The 13,773-nt window shown below is 63.0% G+C and carries 10 protein-coding genes; 7 read left to right on the forward strand and 3 right to left on the reverse strand.

Annotated elements, in window-relative coordinates; all coding sequences use genetic code 11:
- Window positions 1–21 precede the first annotated feature (21 nt).
- Window positions 22–252, forward strand: coding sequence for a hypothetical protein (locus BLL38_RS06270; RefSeq protein WP_029299225.1), 231 nt, complete (start codon window positions 22–24; stop codon window positions 250–252).
- A complete protein-coding gene (locus tag BLL38_RS06275) occupies window positions 249–542 on the forward strand; it encodes a cell division protein ZapA (RefSeq protein ID WP_076961759.1) in 294 nt (97 codons plus the stop codon). The genes BLL38_RS06270 and BLL38_RS06275 overlap by 4 nt, the downstream gene beginning before the upstream one ends.
- Here the strand turns inward: BLL38_RS06275 and BLL38_RS06280 are convergent, their stop codons facing one another.
- Window positions 543–2,345, reverse strand: a complete 1,803-nt coding sequence (locus BLL38_RS06280) for an acyl-CoA dehydrogenase (RefSeq protein ID WP_076961760.1) — start codon at window positions 2,343–2,345, stop codon at window positions 543–545. It lies immediately after the preceding gene.
- A gap of 215 nt (window positions 2,346–2,560) precedes the next feature.
- Window positions 2,561–6,514, reverse strand: coding sequence for a trifunctional transcriptional regulator/proline dehydrogenase/L-glutamate gamma-semialdehyde dehydrogenase (putA, locus tag BLL38_RS06285; protein WP_076961761.1), 3,954 nt, complete (start codon window positions 6,512–6,514; stop codon window positions 2,561–2,563).
- A 29-nt stretch (window positions 6,515–6,543) separates the two neighbouring features.
- Between putA and BLL38_RS06290 the strand changes: the two genes are divergently transcribed.
- The 4 genes from BLL38_RS06290 (at window position 6,544) to BLL38_RS06305 (ending at window position 11,392) form a co-directional block, all read left to right on the forward strand.
- On the forward strand, window positions 6,544–6,798 hold the full coding sequence (locus BLL38_RS06290; RefSeq protein ID WP_090412817.1) for a hypothetical protein: 255 nt from the start codon (window positions 6,544–6,546) through the stop codon (window positions 6,796–6,798).
- A 174-nt stretch (window positions 6,799–6,972) separates the two neighbouring features.
- Window positions 6,973–8,457 (forward strand): sodium/proline symporter PutP, encoded by a 1,485-nt coding sequence (gene putP / locus BLL38_RS06295; RefSeq protein ID WP_076961762.1) that lies wholly within the window; start codon window positions 6,973–6,975, stop codon window positions 8,455–8,457.
- 188 nt (window positions 8,458–8,645) lie between these two features.
- A complete protein-coding gene (locus tag BLL38_RS06300) occupies window positions 8,646–10,682 on the forward strand; it encodes a type VI secretion system Vgr family protein (protein ID WP_076961763.1) in 2,037 nt (678 codons plus the stop codon).
- Complete coding sequence (locus BLL38_RS06305; protein WP_076961764.1) at window positions 10,679–11,392, forward strand: DUF4123 domain-containing protein; 714 nt, start codon at window positions 10,679–10,681, stop codon at window positions 11,390–11,392. Before BLL38_RS06300 ends, BLL38_RS06305 begins: the two co-directional genes overlap by 4 nt.
- 1 nt (window position 11,393) lies before the next feature.
- Here the strand turns inward: BLL38_RS06305 and BLL38_RS06310 are convergent, their stop codons facing one another.
- Window positions 11,394–12,662 carry an O-acetylhomoserine aminocarboxypropyltransferase/cysteine synthase family protein gene (locus BLL38_RS06310; protein ID WP_076961765.1) on the reverse strand — a complete coding sequence of 423 codons (1,269 nt, stop codon included), beginning with the start codon at window positions 12,660–12,662 and terminating at the stop codon, window positions 11,394–11,396.
- 251 nt (window positions 12,663–12,913) lie between these two features.
- Between BLL38_RS06310 and BLL38_RS06315 the strand changes: the two genes are divergently transcribed.
- The gene (locus BLL38_RS06315; RefSeq protein ID WP_057958111.1) at window positions 12,914–13,750 is read left to right on the forward strand and encodes a 23S rRNA (adenine(2030)-N(6))-methyltransferase RlmJ; all 837 of its coding nucleotides are present in this window, start codon (window positions 12,914–12,916) and stop codon (window positions 13,748–13,750) included.
- Window positions 13,751–13,773: the final 23 nt, after the last annotated feature.

A 13,773-nucleotide genomic window follows, 5' to 3' on the forward strand; every position in this document is an offset into this window, starting at 1 on the left:
GAAAAAGCCCGAGAATTCAAAATGTTAGAAACATCCCTCAGCCAACTGGAACAACTGGTCAGTGACCTGGTGCAGCAGAATCAAGCATTGCTGGGTACCAACGAATCCCTCAAGGCGGAACTGGCCCGCGCCAAGGATGAGAACGACAGCCTGCAACTGAACCTGATGGAGCAGGAAGAAAAGCAGGGCGCCACCGCAGCCCGTATCCAGGCGTTGGTTGAGCGTGTGAGCGCAGGTCCTGTCAGCGCATGAATGACGGGATAAAGGTCGTTTCGATTCTCGGTGAGGATTACTCGATCAAGGCCCCGGACGGGGAGGATAACACCCTGCTCAAGGCCGTGACCCTGCTCAAGGCGTCCCTGGCCACCACCAAGCAGAAGTACCCGACCCTGATCGGCGATAAACTGCTGGTGCTGGCGGCGCTGAACCTATGTGCCGAGCAGATCGACATGCAGCAGCGTCACCAGCAGGAACTCGATCGTTACCAAGAGCAAGTCAGCGCCACGGTCGACGTCATTGCCAAGGCCATCGGCCAGCCCTGATCAGAACCATTCATCCTGCATGGCCAGGCACGTATCGTCCCGTGCCTGCAGGATCGACAGTTCATGATGGCAGCCCGGCACTTCCCAGGTCAGGAAGTACCGGGCCGCTTGCAGCTTGCCTTTATAGAAGGCGACATCTGCCGCATTGCCCTTGCTCAAGCCTTCTTCGGCGTGGATCGCCTGTTCCAGCCAGCGCCAGCCAATCACCATATGCCCAAACACTTTCAGGTACAGCGCCGAGTTCGCCAGGCTGCTGTTGACCTTGCCCTGGGCGAGATCCGTCAACAGCCCGAGGGTCACGCTTTGCAGGCGTGCCACCAGTTGTTCCAACGGTTCGCGCAATGCCGTGAGTGATGGATAGGCCTGGGCCCGTGCGCCGGTCTCGGCGATCAGGCGGATCAACTGCTTCAACCCTGCGCCGCCATTTTGCCCGAGCTTGCGCCCCAACAGGTCCAGGGACTGGATACCGTGGGTGCCTTCGTGGATCGGGTTCAGGCGGTTGTCGCGGTAGTACTGCTCCACCGGGTAGTCGCGGGTGTAGCCGTGGCCGCCGAGAATCTGGATCGCCAGTTCGTTGGCCTTCAGGCAGAACTCCGAGGGCCAGGATTTGACGATCGGGGTCAGCAGGTCCAGCAGCTCATGGGCCTGCTGGCGCCCGGCCTCGTTGTCCAGGGTGGTGGTGTCATCGAACAGCCGCGCCGCGTACAGGCCGAGGTCGAAAGCGCCCTCTACATAGGCTTTTTGCGTGAGCAGCATGCGTTTGATATCCGCGTGCTGGATGATCGACACCGGCGCGGTGTTCGGGTCCTTGCTGTCCGGCAGGCGGCCTTGCGGGCGTTCCCGGGCGTATTCCAGGGAGTACAGGTAACCGGCGTAACCGAGCATCACCGCGCCCATGCCAACGCCAATCCGCGCTTCGTTCATCATCTGGAACATACAGGCCAGGCCCTGGTGCGGCTTGCCCACCAGATAACCAACACACTCGCCGTTATCGCCGAAGTTCAGCGCCGTGGAGGTGGTGCCGCGCCACCCCATCTTGTGGAACAGCCCAGCCAGCACGACATCATTGCGCGGGCCCAGGCTGCCGTCGTCATTGACCAGGAACTTGGGCACGATAAACAGCGAAATGCCCTTCACCCCGGCAGGCGCATCCGGCAGTTTGGCCAGCACCATGTGCACGATATTTTCCGACAGCGGATGATCGCCGCCCGAGATAAAGATCTTGTTGCCCTTGAGGCGGTAGGTGCCGTCCGCCGCGGGCTCGGCGCGGGTGCGCAGATCCGACAGCGACGAGCCGGCATGGGGCTCGGTCAAGGCCATGGTGCCGAAGAACCGGCCTTCGATCATCGGTTGCAGAAAACGCCGCTTCTGCTCCTCGCTGCCAAAACTCTCGATCAGATTGGCCGCGCCCATGGTCAGGAACGGGTACGAGGTGGAGGCCGCATTGGCTGACTGAAAGTGCGCAAAACAGGCCTGGGACAGCAGTGTCGGCAGTTGCATGCCACCGGCTTCAAAACTGCGCGCCGCATTCAGAAAGCCGGCTTCGAGGAAGGCATCCACGGCAGGTTTCACCTCCGGGATCAGGATCGCCTGGCCGTCTTCGTAGCGCGGTTCGTTTTCGTCGCCCTTGCGGTTGTGCGGGGCGAAGTACTTTTCGGCGATGGAGCGGGCGGTGCCGATGGCGGCATCGAAGGTTTCGCGAGTGTGGTCGGCAAACCGCTCGCGCTGGGTCAGGCCCTCGGCATCGAGGACTTCGTACAGCTCGAAAGCCAGATTGCGGGAACTGAGGAGCGTCTCGGACATGGCGGCTTACCTAGGTGGGAATAGGCCGCAGTCTAAGTGCGCGAATAGAGGCGCGATAGCAAGATTGATCTGGGTGATGGAGCAGCAAAACAAAGGCTGGATACACAAGATCGTTCCCACGCTCTGCGTGGGAACGCCTCTTGCGACGCTCTGCGTCGCGGACGCGGAGCGTCCTGGGCGGCACTCCCACGCAGAGCGTGGGAGTGATCGGTGGACTAGCCGATGGTCATCAAGCTGGCATTACCCCCTGCCGCAGCCGTGTTGACGCTCAACGCCCGCTCGATCACCAGGCGCTCCAACGCAATGTTGGTTTCGCCCGAAGACAGGCCATTGACCCCGACAATCGCGCCACTGCGCTGCGCCACTTGCTGGCAAACCCCACGCAGTTGGTCGCCATCGCCATGGTGCAGGACGGCGTCGAAGATCACTTCGTCCTTGGTCCAATCGGCTACACGCTGGATCTTCGCCTGAACTTCCTTCGGCAGCCGTGGGAACAGCGCCTTGGTCAGGTCAGATTCCGGCCACACCGCCGAGCTGCCTACGGCCAATACCGCCGACAGTTGTGCCAGCAGGTCGCCTTCCACATCCGCCAGGCACAGGACGTGCTCGCGGGGCAGGATGGCGTAGCTGTTGCGCTCGCCGGTCGGGCCGGCCAGCAGGCGGGTGATACCACTTTGCGATTGCGCGGCGAACTGGCTGCACAGGACGCTCAGGTCGCTGAACTTATGGCTGTCGGCCCAGGTTTTGAGGGCGGTCAACGGTTGGCTCATGGCGTCACGCAGGCGCACATCCGGTGCGGCCAGTGCATCACCCCGTACGAAGGATTGCTCGATCGCATCGGTAGGACGAGTCGACAGCAGGCGGTACAGGTACAGCGGGCCACCGGCTTTCGGACCGGTGCCCGACAAGCCTTCGCCACCGAATGGCTGCACGCCGACCACGGCACCGACGATGTTGCGGTTGACGTAGACGTTACCGGCATGGACGTTGTCGATCACCTTGGCGATGGTCTCGTCGATACGGGTGTGCACGCCCAGGGTCAGGCCATAGCCAGACGCATTGATCTGGCCGATCAACTGGTCGATTTCCTTACGCTTGTAACGCACCACGTGCAGCACCGGGCCGAAGATCTCCCGTTGCAGCTCGTCGAAGCTTTCCAGCTCGATCAGGGTTGGCATCACGAAGGTGCCGCGCTTGATTTCTTCGCTGTCGGCAATCGCCACCTGGTACACAGTGCGGCCTTTGTCGCGCATGGCCTGGATGTGTTTCTCGATGCCCGCCTTGGCTTCGGCGTCGATCACCGGGCCGATATCCACGGACAGGCGCTCCGGGTTGCCCAGGCGGCATTCGGCCATGGCACCCTTGAGCATTTCGATGACGCGGTCTGCCGAATCTTCCTGCAGACACAGTACACGCAGGGCCGAGCAACGCTGGCCGGCACTGTCGAAGGCCGAGGACACGACGTCGATCACCACCTGTTCGGTCAGGGCCGAGGAGTCGACGATCATCGCGTTCTGGCCACCGGTCTCGGCGATCAGCGGGATCGGGCGGCCCTGGGCATCCAGGCGCCCGGCGACATTGCGTTGCAGCAGGCGCGCCACTTCGGTGGAGCCGGTGAACATCACGCCTTTGACGCGATCATCGCCCACCAGGCGGGCACCGACGCTTTCGCCTTGGCCCGGCAGCAGTTGCAGCACGCCTTCAGGAATGCCGGCTTCCAGCAGCAGGCGCACGGCTTGTGCGGCGACCAGCGGGGTTTGTTCGGCCGGCTTGGCCAGTACCGGGTTACCGGCGGCCAGTGCCGCGGCGACTTGGCCACTGAAGATCGCCAGCGGGAAGTTCCATGGGCTGATGCACACCACCGGGCCCAGTGGGCGGTGGGCGTCGTTGGTGAAATCGTTACGCGCCTGCACGGCGTAGTAACGCAGGAAGTCCACCGCTTCACGCACTTCGGCGATGGCGTTGGCGAAGGTCTTGCCGGCTTCACGGGCCAGCAGGCCCATCAGTGGCTGGATCTCGCCTTCCATCAAGTCGGCGGCCCGTTCCAGGATCGCGGCGCGTTCGGCCGGCGGGGTGGCCTGCCAGATCGGTGCGGCATTGAGGGCGCACTGGATCGCGTTATCGACGTCTTCGACGGTGGCTTCCTGGACATGGCCGACCACATCACGCAGGTCGGAGGGGTTCAGCACCGGCGCAGCGGCTTGATTGCTGGAGGCGCAGCCGAGCATCGGCGCGGCCTTCCAGTGGTTGTGCGCAGTGGCCAGCAGGGCGCAGGACAGCGAGGCCAGGCGGTGTTCGTTGGCCAGGTCGATACCGGCCGAGTTGGCGCGCTCGCTGCCATACAGGTCACGCGGCAGCGGGATACGCGGGTGCGGCAGGCCGAAGCCGCCTTCCAGCGTCGCCATCTGCTCGATGCTGGCCACTGGATCGGCCACCAGTTCCTGGATCGAGATGGATTGGTCGGCGATCCGGTTGACGAACGAGGTGTTGGCGCCGTTTTCCAGCAGGCGACGCACCAGGTAGGCCAGTAGGGTTTCGTGGGTGCCGACCGGAGCGTACACGCGGCACGGACGGTTCAGCTTGCCTTCGGAAACCTTGCCTACAACCTGTTCGTACAGCGGTTCACCCATGCCGTGCAGGCACTGGAACTCGTACTGGCCGGGGTAATAGTTCTGGCCGGCAATATGGTAGATGGCCGACAGGGTGTGGGCGTTGTGCGTGGCGAACTGCGGGTAGATGACTTCCGGGACTGACAGCAGCTTGCGTGCGCAAGCGATGTAGGAAACGTCGGTGTACACCTTGCGGGTGTACACCGGGTAGCCTTCCAGGCCTTCGACCTGGGCGCGCTTGATCTCGCTGTCCCAGTACGCGCCTTTTACCAGGCGGATCATCAGGCGGTGACGGCTGCGGCGGGCCAGGTCGATCACGTAGTCGATCACGTACGGGCAGCGCTTCTGGTAAGCCTGGATCACGAAACCGATACCGTTCCAGCCGGTCAGTTGCGGCTCGAAGCACAGGCGCTCGAGCAGGTCCAGGGACAGCTCCAGGCGATCGGCTTCTTCGGCATCGATGTTCAGGCCGATGTCGTATTGCTTGGCCAGCAGGGTCAGGGACAGCAGGCGCGGGTACAGCTCGTCCATGACGCGCTCGTACTGGGCGCGGCTGTAGCGCGGGTGCAGGGCCGACAGCTTGATGGAGATGCCCGGGCCTTCATAAATCCCACGGCCGTGAGAGGCTTTGCCGATGGAGTGAATGGCTTGTTCGTACGAGGCCAGGTACTTCTGTGCATCGTGTTCGGTGAGTGCAGCTTCACCGAGCATGTCGTAGGAATAGCGAAAGCCCTTGGCTTCAAACTTGCTCGCATTGGCCAGGGCTTCGGCGATGGTTTCGCCGGTGACGAACTGCTCGCCCATCAGGCGCATGGCCATGTCGACGCCCTTGCGGATCATCGGCTCGCCGCTCTTGCCGATGATGCGGCTCAGGGACGAGGTCAGGCCGGCCTCGTTGTGGGTGGCGACCAGCTTGCCGGTCAGCAGCAGGCCCCAGGTGGCGGCGTTGACGAACAGCGACGGGCTGTTGCCCAGGTGCGGCTGCCAGTTGCCGGTGCTGATCTTGTCGCGGATCAGCGCGTCACGGGTGCCCTTGTCCGGGATCCGTAGCAGGGCTTCAGCCAGGCACATCAGGGCCACGCCTTCCTGGGACGACAGGGAAAACTCCTGCAGCAGGCCCTGGACGATACCGGCACGGCCGCCGGCGCTCTTCTGGTTACGCAGTTTTTCGGCAATCGAGGCGGCCAGCTTGTTGGTGGCCTCGGCCATCTGCGCGGGTAGGCGGGCCTGCTCGATCAGCATCGGCACCACTTCCGGCTCGGGGCGGCGGTAAGCGGCGGTGATCGAGGCGCGCAGCACCGATTGCGGCAGGATGCTCTCGGCAAATTCGAGGAAGCACTGGTGGGCGTGGTCGTTCTGCACCTCGCCAGCGTCGTCTGCGTCCTTGAGGCTTGAACCGTTGAGCTCGGTCAGGGTTGCACCACCCTCGAGTTTCTCCAGGTAATTGAAAATTGCCTGCTTGATCAGCCAGTGCGGCGTGCGATCAATGGAGGTCGCGGCGGCCTTCAGGCGTTCGCGGGTCGGGTCATCGAGTTTGACCCCAAGGGTGGTCGTAGCCATATTTTTATCCTCATGGGTGCCACTACTGCGTGGCATCAGCTGGCGGCAAGATTAGCTTCGCACAGTACGAGGTGCAACCGGGTGCAACCCATTTTCTTCATGAAATCCGCGTTGCTCGTCAGAAATCATTTTCACTCGACGGAATCGGCTTGGTATTGGTGCATTTGCTTCTGGATTTGGCTGTTCTTGCTCCGAAAAGGAGCAAAAACCTGCCGTTTGCCGAAAAACGCGCACAGGTGCAACTAATTCTCACGAAACTGGTTGCACCTTATTTGCTTTGTTGAATAGCATTCGCGCCCAAGGTGCAACCATCTGCAAAGTTCGGTTCATCGGCTGATGGCTTTCCTGGGGAAACGTCAGTCATAAATGCGCGGCACGCAGTTTCGTCTACAAACGACTCTTTTGTAGATGGGCTGACAGACCGCCGCTACATAAAAACAAAGCCAGGGCGTAACTCAATGAGCGTAAGTAATCCAACCCTGATCACATTTGTGATCTACATCGCGGCAATGGTGCTGATCGGTCTCATGGCCTATCGCTCCACCAATAACCTTTCCGATTACATCCTCGGTGGCCGCAGCCTCGGCAGCGTCGTCACCGCACTCTCGGCTGGCGCCTCGGATATGAGCGGCTGGTTGTTGATGGGCCTGCCAGGTGCCATCTACATGTCGGGCCTGTCGGAAAGCTGGATCGCCATCGGCCTGGTCGTCGGTGCTTACTTGAACTGGCTGTTTGTGGCCGGTCGCCTGCGCGTGCAGACCGAACACAACGGCGACGCCCTGACCCTGCCGGACTACTTCTCCAGCCGCTTTGAAGACAAGAGCGGCCTGCTGCGGATTATCTCGGCAGTGGTGATCCTGGTGTTCTTCACCATCTACTGCGCCTCCGGCATCGTGGCCGGCGCCCGTCTGTTTGAAAGCACCTTCGGCATGTCCTACGGGACTGCGCTGTGGGCCGGTGCCGCGGCGACGATTGCCTACACCTTCATTGGTGGTTTCCTGGCAGTAAGCTGGACAGATACCGTACAAGCCACGCTGATGATCTTCGCGTTGATCCTCACGCCGATCATCGTGCTGCTGGCCACCGGCGGTGTCGATACCACGTTCCTGGCCATCGAAGCGAACGATCCAACCAACTTCGACATGCTGAAAAACACCACCTTCATCGGCATCATCTCGCTGATGGGCTGGGGCCTGGGCTACTTCGGCCAGCCGCACATCCTGGCGCGTTTCATGGCGGCGGATTCGGTCAAGTCGATTGCCAAGGCACGTCGTATCTCCATGACCTGGATGATCCTGTGCCTGGCCGGCACCGTGGCGGTCGGCTTCTTCGGTATTGCCTACTTCTCGGCACACCCTGAAGTCGCCGGTCCCGTGACCGAAAACCCTGAGCGTGTGTTCATCGAACTGGCCAAGCTGCTGTTCAACCCATGGATCGCTGGCGTGCTGCTGTCGGCCATCCTGGCTGCCGTGATGAGCACCCTGAGCTGCCAGTTGCTGGTGTGCTCCAGCGCCCTGACCGAAGACTTCTACAAGGCTTTCCTGCGCAAGGGCGCGTCCCAGCTTGAACTGGTATGGGTCGGCCGGATCATGGTGCTGGTGGTGGCGTTGATCGCCATCGCCATGGCCGCCAACCCGGAAAACCGCGTACTGGGCCTGGTGAGCTACGCCTGGGCCGGCTTCGGCGCTGCGTTCGGTCCTGTGGTCCTGATCTCGGTACTGTGGAAAGGCATGACCCGCAACGGCGCACTGGCCGGGATCCTGGTCGGCGCGATCACCGTGATCGTGTGGAAACACTTCGAGCTGCTGGGCCTGTACGAAATCATCCCAGGCTTCCTGTTCGCCAGCCTGGCGATCTACTTCGTGAGCAAGATGGGCGCCCCGACTGCCGGTATGGTTGAGCGCTTCACGGCTGCCGAGAAAGACTACAACCTCAACAAGTGAGGCGTTCATGTTGGCCTTGATGGCCCGCTGAACTGAAAAAAGGCCCGCATCCCTGGATGGCGGGCCTTTTTTTTCGGTGCGACGGTGGTGGTTGTCTTGTAGGGGTTTACTGAATTCCCTGCAGCGCACGCAGCTTGGCAAATGGCTGGTGCAGAATCCCAGGCCCTTCACTTGCAGAGAAACACCGGATGTTCGCTCCTGCCAACCACCCTGCGTTTAACCTGACCGTCGATGGCCAGCCCAGTGACCTCAAGGTCCTGGCGTTCAGGGGCGAGGAGGCTATCAGTCAGCCCTATTGTTTTGACCTTGAACTGGTCAGCGAACAGCCGGACCTGGATCTGGAGAGCCTCCTGCATCGCCAGGCCTTCCTGGCATTCGATGCCCAGGGCCATGGTATCCATGGGCAGGTCCAGCGGGTGGCGCAAGGTGACTCGGGCCGGCGCCTGACCCGTTATCAACTGAGCCTGGTGCCGCAGCTGGCCTACCTGCAACACAGTGCCCACCAGCGCATCTTCCAGCACAAGACGGTGCCGCAGATCGTCAGCCTGGTGCTGGAAGGGCAGGGTATCCAGCGCGATGCCTTTGAATGGCGCCTGGGCGCGACCTATCCCGAACGTGAATACTGCGTGCAGTTCGATGAAACCGACCTGGCGTTTATCCAGCGGCTGTGCGCCGAACTGGGGATTCACTATCACTTCCAGCATTCGCCGGACGGGCACCGGCTGGTGTTCGGCGATGACCAGACGGTGTTTGCCCAGGCCGGGCAGCCGACGAGCTATGCGCCGGGCTCGGGGATGGTGGCGGCAGCGCCGGTGATCAAGCGTTTCACGCTGCGCCTGGAGGCACGGACCACCGGGGTCAACCTGCGCGACTATGATTTTTGCAAGCCGCGCCTGGTGCTGGAAAGCGCCGCCCTCGGTGAGCAACTGCCGGCGCTGGAGGCCCAGGGCTACCCTGGGCATTTCACCGACCGTGCCCATGGCAAGCACCTGGCGCAACGGGCGCTGGAGCGCCAGCGCAGCGACCAGCGCCAGGCCCAGGGCGAGAGCGATCAGCCGGCACTGGTCAGCGGGCAGTTCCTCACACTGGCCGACCATCCGCGCCAGGAGTGGAACGGCCTGTGGCTGGTGACACGGGTAATCCACCAGGGCCGACAGCCGCAAGTGCTGGAAGAGTCCGTTGGCGCGGTGGATGAGCAGGGCTACCGCAACGAGTTCTTCGCCACGCCCTGGGATGTACCGTTTCGCCCGCCACTGCCTGCGGCCAGGGCGCCGATCGGCGGTTATCAGAACGCTGTGGTCACCGGGCCAGTGGACAGTGAAATCCATTGCGATGAGTTCGGCCGGGTCAAGGTGCAACTGGCCTGGGATCGTCACGGCCAATACAACGAACATGCCAGTTGCTGGCTGCGGGTTGCCAGTGCCTGGGCCCATGAGCATTACGGCAGCGTGGTGATCCCGCGGGTGGGTATGGAAGTGCTGGTGGGCTTCGTCAACGGCGATGTGGACATGCCGCTGGTGCTCGGCTGCCTGGCCAATGGCGCGACGCCGGTGCCCCTCGACCTGCCGGCGGACAAGACCCGCAGCCTCTTCCGCAGCCAGAGCAGCCCCGGAGGTGGCGGCTATAACGAGCTGCGTATCGAAGACCGCAAGGGCGCCGAGGAGATCTACCTGCGTGCCCAGCGTGACTGGACCCAGCATGTGCTCCACGATTTGCGCCTGCAGGTGGATCACCAGCGCCATGTGCAGGTGAGTGGCGAGTCGCACCACGAGTTGCACGGCCAAGAGCAGCGCATTACCCACGGCAACCGGCTGACGGAACTCAAGCAGGACGATCATCTGCTGATCGCGGGCCAGCAGCAGGTGCAAGTGGCGCGCTATTCGTTACAGGCGGGCCAGCAGATCAGCCTTGGCGCGGGCCAGCAAATGGTGGTCGACGGTGGTGCCAGCCTGACGCTGCAAGCCGGTGGGCAGTGGATCACCTTGTCGGCCGGGGGGATTTTCAGCAGTACACCGATCCAGCAGGGTGGCGCGCCGTCGGCGGCCGTGGCGCCATCACCCTTGCGCCCGGGCGTTCAGGAAACGCTGCTGGCGGCGTTGGCAGCGCCATTGAGTGCCGCGCAGGTGTTCAGCCTCAAGCGCAGCGCGCCGTTCTGCGAGGAATGTGAGCGCTGCAAGCAGGGTGTCTGTGAGACCCCGCAACATCGAGTGGGAGGCGTGCGATGATGACCCCGCGTGAGTGGCTGGCCCGGGAGCCGTTGCAGGCCGGCGAGCAGTTGTTCGTCATCCTGGCCAGCACCAGCGAGTGCCAGCCGGTGGCGGCCTGGCGCCAGGCGGATGGCGGGCCGCTGAGCCCGGTGTGGGCTGGCAGCGAGTACGCGGCCTGGGCTGAAGTCATGCCCTATGTGGCGCTGGTCAGCGACAGCAGTGGGTTTCTCGACTGGGTGGCTGAATGCGCCGCGACCGATTGGGGCTGGCTGGGCGTTTCCTCCAGCCCGCTGCCCACGGTGGTCGAGCATCTCGCCAGCCTGACCAAGGTGCGTTTGCCCGAGGGGCAGGAGGTGTTTTTCCGCTTCTGGGAGGGTGGTTATCTACTGCCGATCCTGCACGCGCTGGGGCCTGGGGCGGGGGAGCTGCTTGCAGTATTTCGACGCTACTGGATCAACGGCCAGCTTCATGAAGTGCCGGCTACGGTCGTGGGGACGGCGAGGAAAAGCCCCTGGTGGGAGGTGCCCGCCACGTTACTCAAGCAGCTTGGCGAGCAGTCCAGCGTGACCCTGGTGGACAACCTGCTGCAATGGCTGGCCCAAGAGCACCCCGACCTGCACGACGCCTTCGCGCCAGCGACCTTGCAGCACAAGGTCGCGTATTTTGTGCGCCCGCCCTACGCCGGGCAGCAGGCCTTGGTGGCCTATCTGGCCGGCGAGCGGGGTTGAGTCAGGCGTTCAGTGACTGCTGCAAGTCATTGAGCAGGTCCTCGATCGCCTCGATGCCCACCGACAGGCGGATCATCTCTGGACGTACGCCGGCCTTGGCTTGCTCCTGCTCGTTCATCTGCCGGTGGGTGGTGGACGCCGGGTGGCAGGCCAGGGACTTGGCGTCGCCGATATTCACCAGGCGCTTGAAGATTTGCAGCGCATCGTAGAAGCGCACGCCAGCGGCATAGCCGCCCTTGAGGCCAAAGGACAGGATCGCCGAGGGTTTGCCCTGCATGTATTTTTGCGCCAGGTGATGGTGCGGGTGATCCGGCAGGCCGGCGTAGCTGACCCATTCCACCTGTTCGTGGGCCTGCAGGAACTGCGCGACTTTCAGCGCGTTCTCGGTGTGGCGCTCCATGCGCAGGGCCAGGGTTTCCAGGCCTTGCAGCAGCAGGAAGGCGTTCATCGGGGCCAGGGCCGCGCCGGTGTTGCGCAGCGGCACGGTGCGGGCGCGGGCGATAAAGGCCGCCGGGCCGAATTTCTCGCTGTAGACCACGCCATGGTAGGCCGGCTCCGGCTGGTTGAGGCCGGGGAATTTCTGCGGGTAGTCGGTCCAGGGGAAGGTGCCGCTGTCGACAATCACCCCGCCCAGGGAGTTGCCGTGGCCGCCGACATACTTGGTCAGGGAGTGCACGACGATATCCGCGCCAAATTGGATCGGCTTGCACAGGATCGGGGTGGCGACGGTGTTGTCCACCATCAGCGGTACGCCGCGGGCATGGGCGACGTCGGCCAGGGCTTGCAGGTCGACGATGTTGCCGGCCGGGTTGCCGATGCTTTCGCAGTACACCAGCTTGGTGTTGTCGTCGATCAGCTCGGCGATGGCCTCGGCCGAGTCATTGCGGGCCAAGCGCACGTCCACGCCGAAGCTGGGCAGCAGGTGGGCGAACAGGGTGTAGGTGCCGCCGTACAACTGCGGGGTGGAGACGATATTGTCGCCGGCGCGGGTCAGGGCCTGGATGGCATAGTGAATCGCCGCGCTGCCTGCCGACACGGCCAGGGCCGCGATCCCGCCCTCCAGGGCGGCCATGCGCTGCTCCAGCACGTCATTGGTGGGGTTCATGATCCGCGTGTAGATATTACCGGGTACGTCGAGGTTGAACAGGTCGGCGCCGTGCTGGGCGTTATCGAACTCGAAGGCGACGTTCTGGTAGATCGGCACGGCAACGGCCTTGGTGGTCGGGTCCGACTTGAAACCGTGGTGCAATGCGATTGTGGCGTCTTTCATGAGGGTTACTGACCTCCCTGGATTACATGGGCAGCCCCGGACAAGGTGGGAGCTGGCTTGCCTGCGATAGCATCACCGCAGCATATGGGTAATACCGCGTCGCCTGCCTCGCGGGCAAGCCCGCTCCTACATAACCCACTAGAACGTTTTCGGGGCTGTTCCTATGTTTGCGACATAAGCACCGCCCGGCATGCAGCCCTGCACCTTTGCTCGCGTAAAAGGTAAACTTCGCCCCCTGCGCAGGAGCAACCATGAATTATCGTCACGCCTTTCACGCCGGCAACCACGCCGATGTCTTCAAACACCTGACCTTGACCCGCCTCATCGCCCTGATGTCGCGCAAGGAGCAGCCGTTTGCCTATCTCGACACCCACGCCGGGATTGGTCTGTACGACCTGCAAGGCGACCAGGCCAACCGCACCGGTGAATACCTGGAAGGCATCGCCCGCCTGTGGGGCGAGGCGGACCTGCCGGCGCTGACCGCCGACTACATGCGGGTGCTGCACGAGATGAACCCGGATGGCCAGTTGCGTTATTACCCAGGCTCGCCAGAGCTGGCGCGGCGCCTGACCCGGCCCCAGGACCGCGTGCTGCTCAACGAAAAACACCCCGAAGACGGTGTGTTGCTCAAGGACAATATGAAGGGCGACCGCCGCGTTAAGGTGCACCTGGGCGAAGGCTGGCACGTGCCACGGGCCTTGCTGCCGGTGCCGGAAAAGCGCGCGCTGATGCTGATCGACCCACCGTTCGAGCAACTCGACGAGATGCAGCGCTGCGCCGCCTCCCTCAAGGAAGCCGTGGGCCGCATGCGCCAGACAGTCGCTGCGATCTGGTACCCGGTGAAGGACCAGCGCATGTTGCGCCGCTTCTACCAGGACCTGGCCGGCACCGGCGCGCCGAAGCTGCTGCGTGTGGAATTGCTGGTGCATCCGCTGGACACCCCCAACACCCTGACCGGCTCGGGCTTGGCGATTGCCAACCCGCCGTGGGGGCTGGAGGAGGAGTTGCGTGAGCTGCTGCCGTGGTTGTCGAAGAAACTGGGGCAGACCCAGGGTGGGTGGCAGATGGATTGGCTTATAGCTGAATAATTGGATCTGGAGACAGGCACATA

Origin of the sequence: Pseudomonas gessardii, from assembly GCF_001983165.1 — a bacterium.
In the GTDB taxonomy this organism is placed as follows: domain Bacteria; phylum Pseudomonadota; class Gammaproteobacteria; order Pseudomonadales; family Pseudomonadaceae; genus Aquipseudomonas; species Aquipseudomonas gessardii.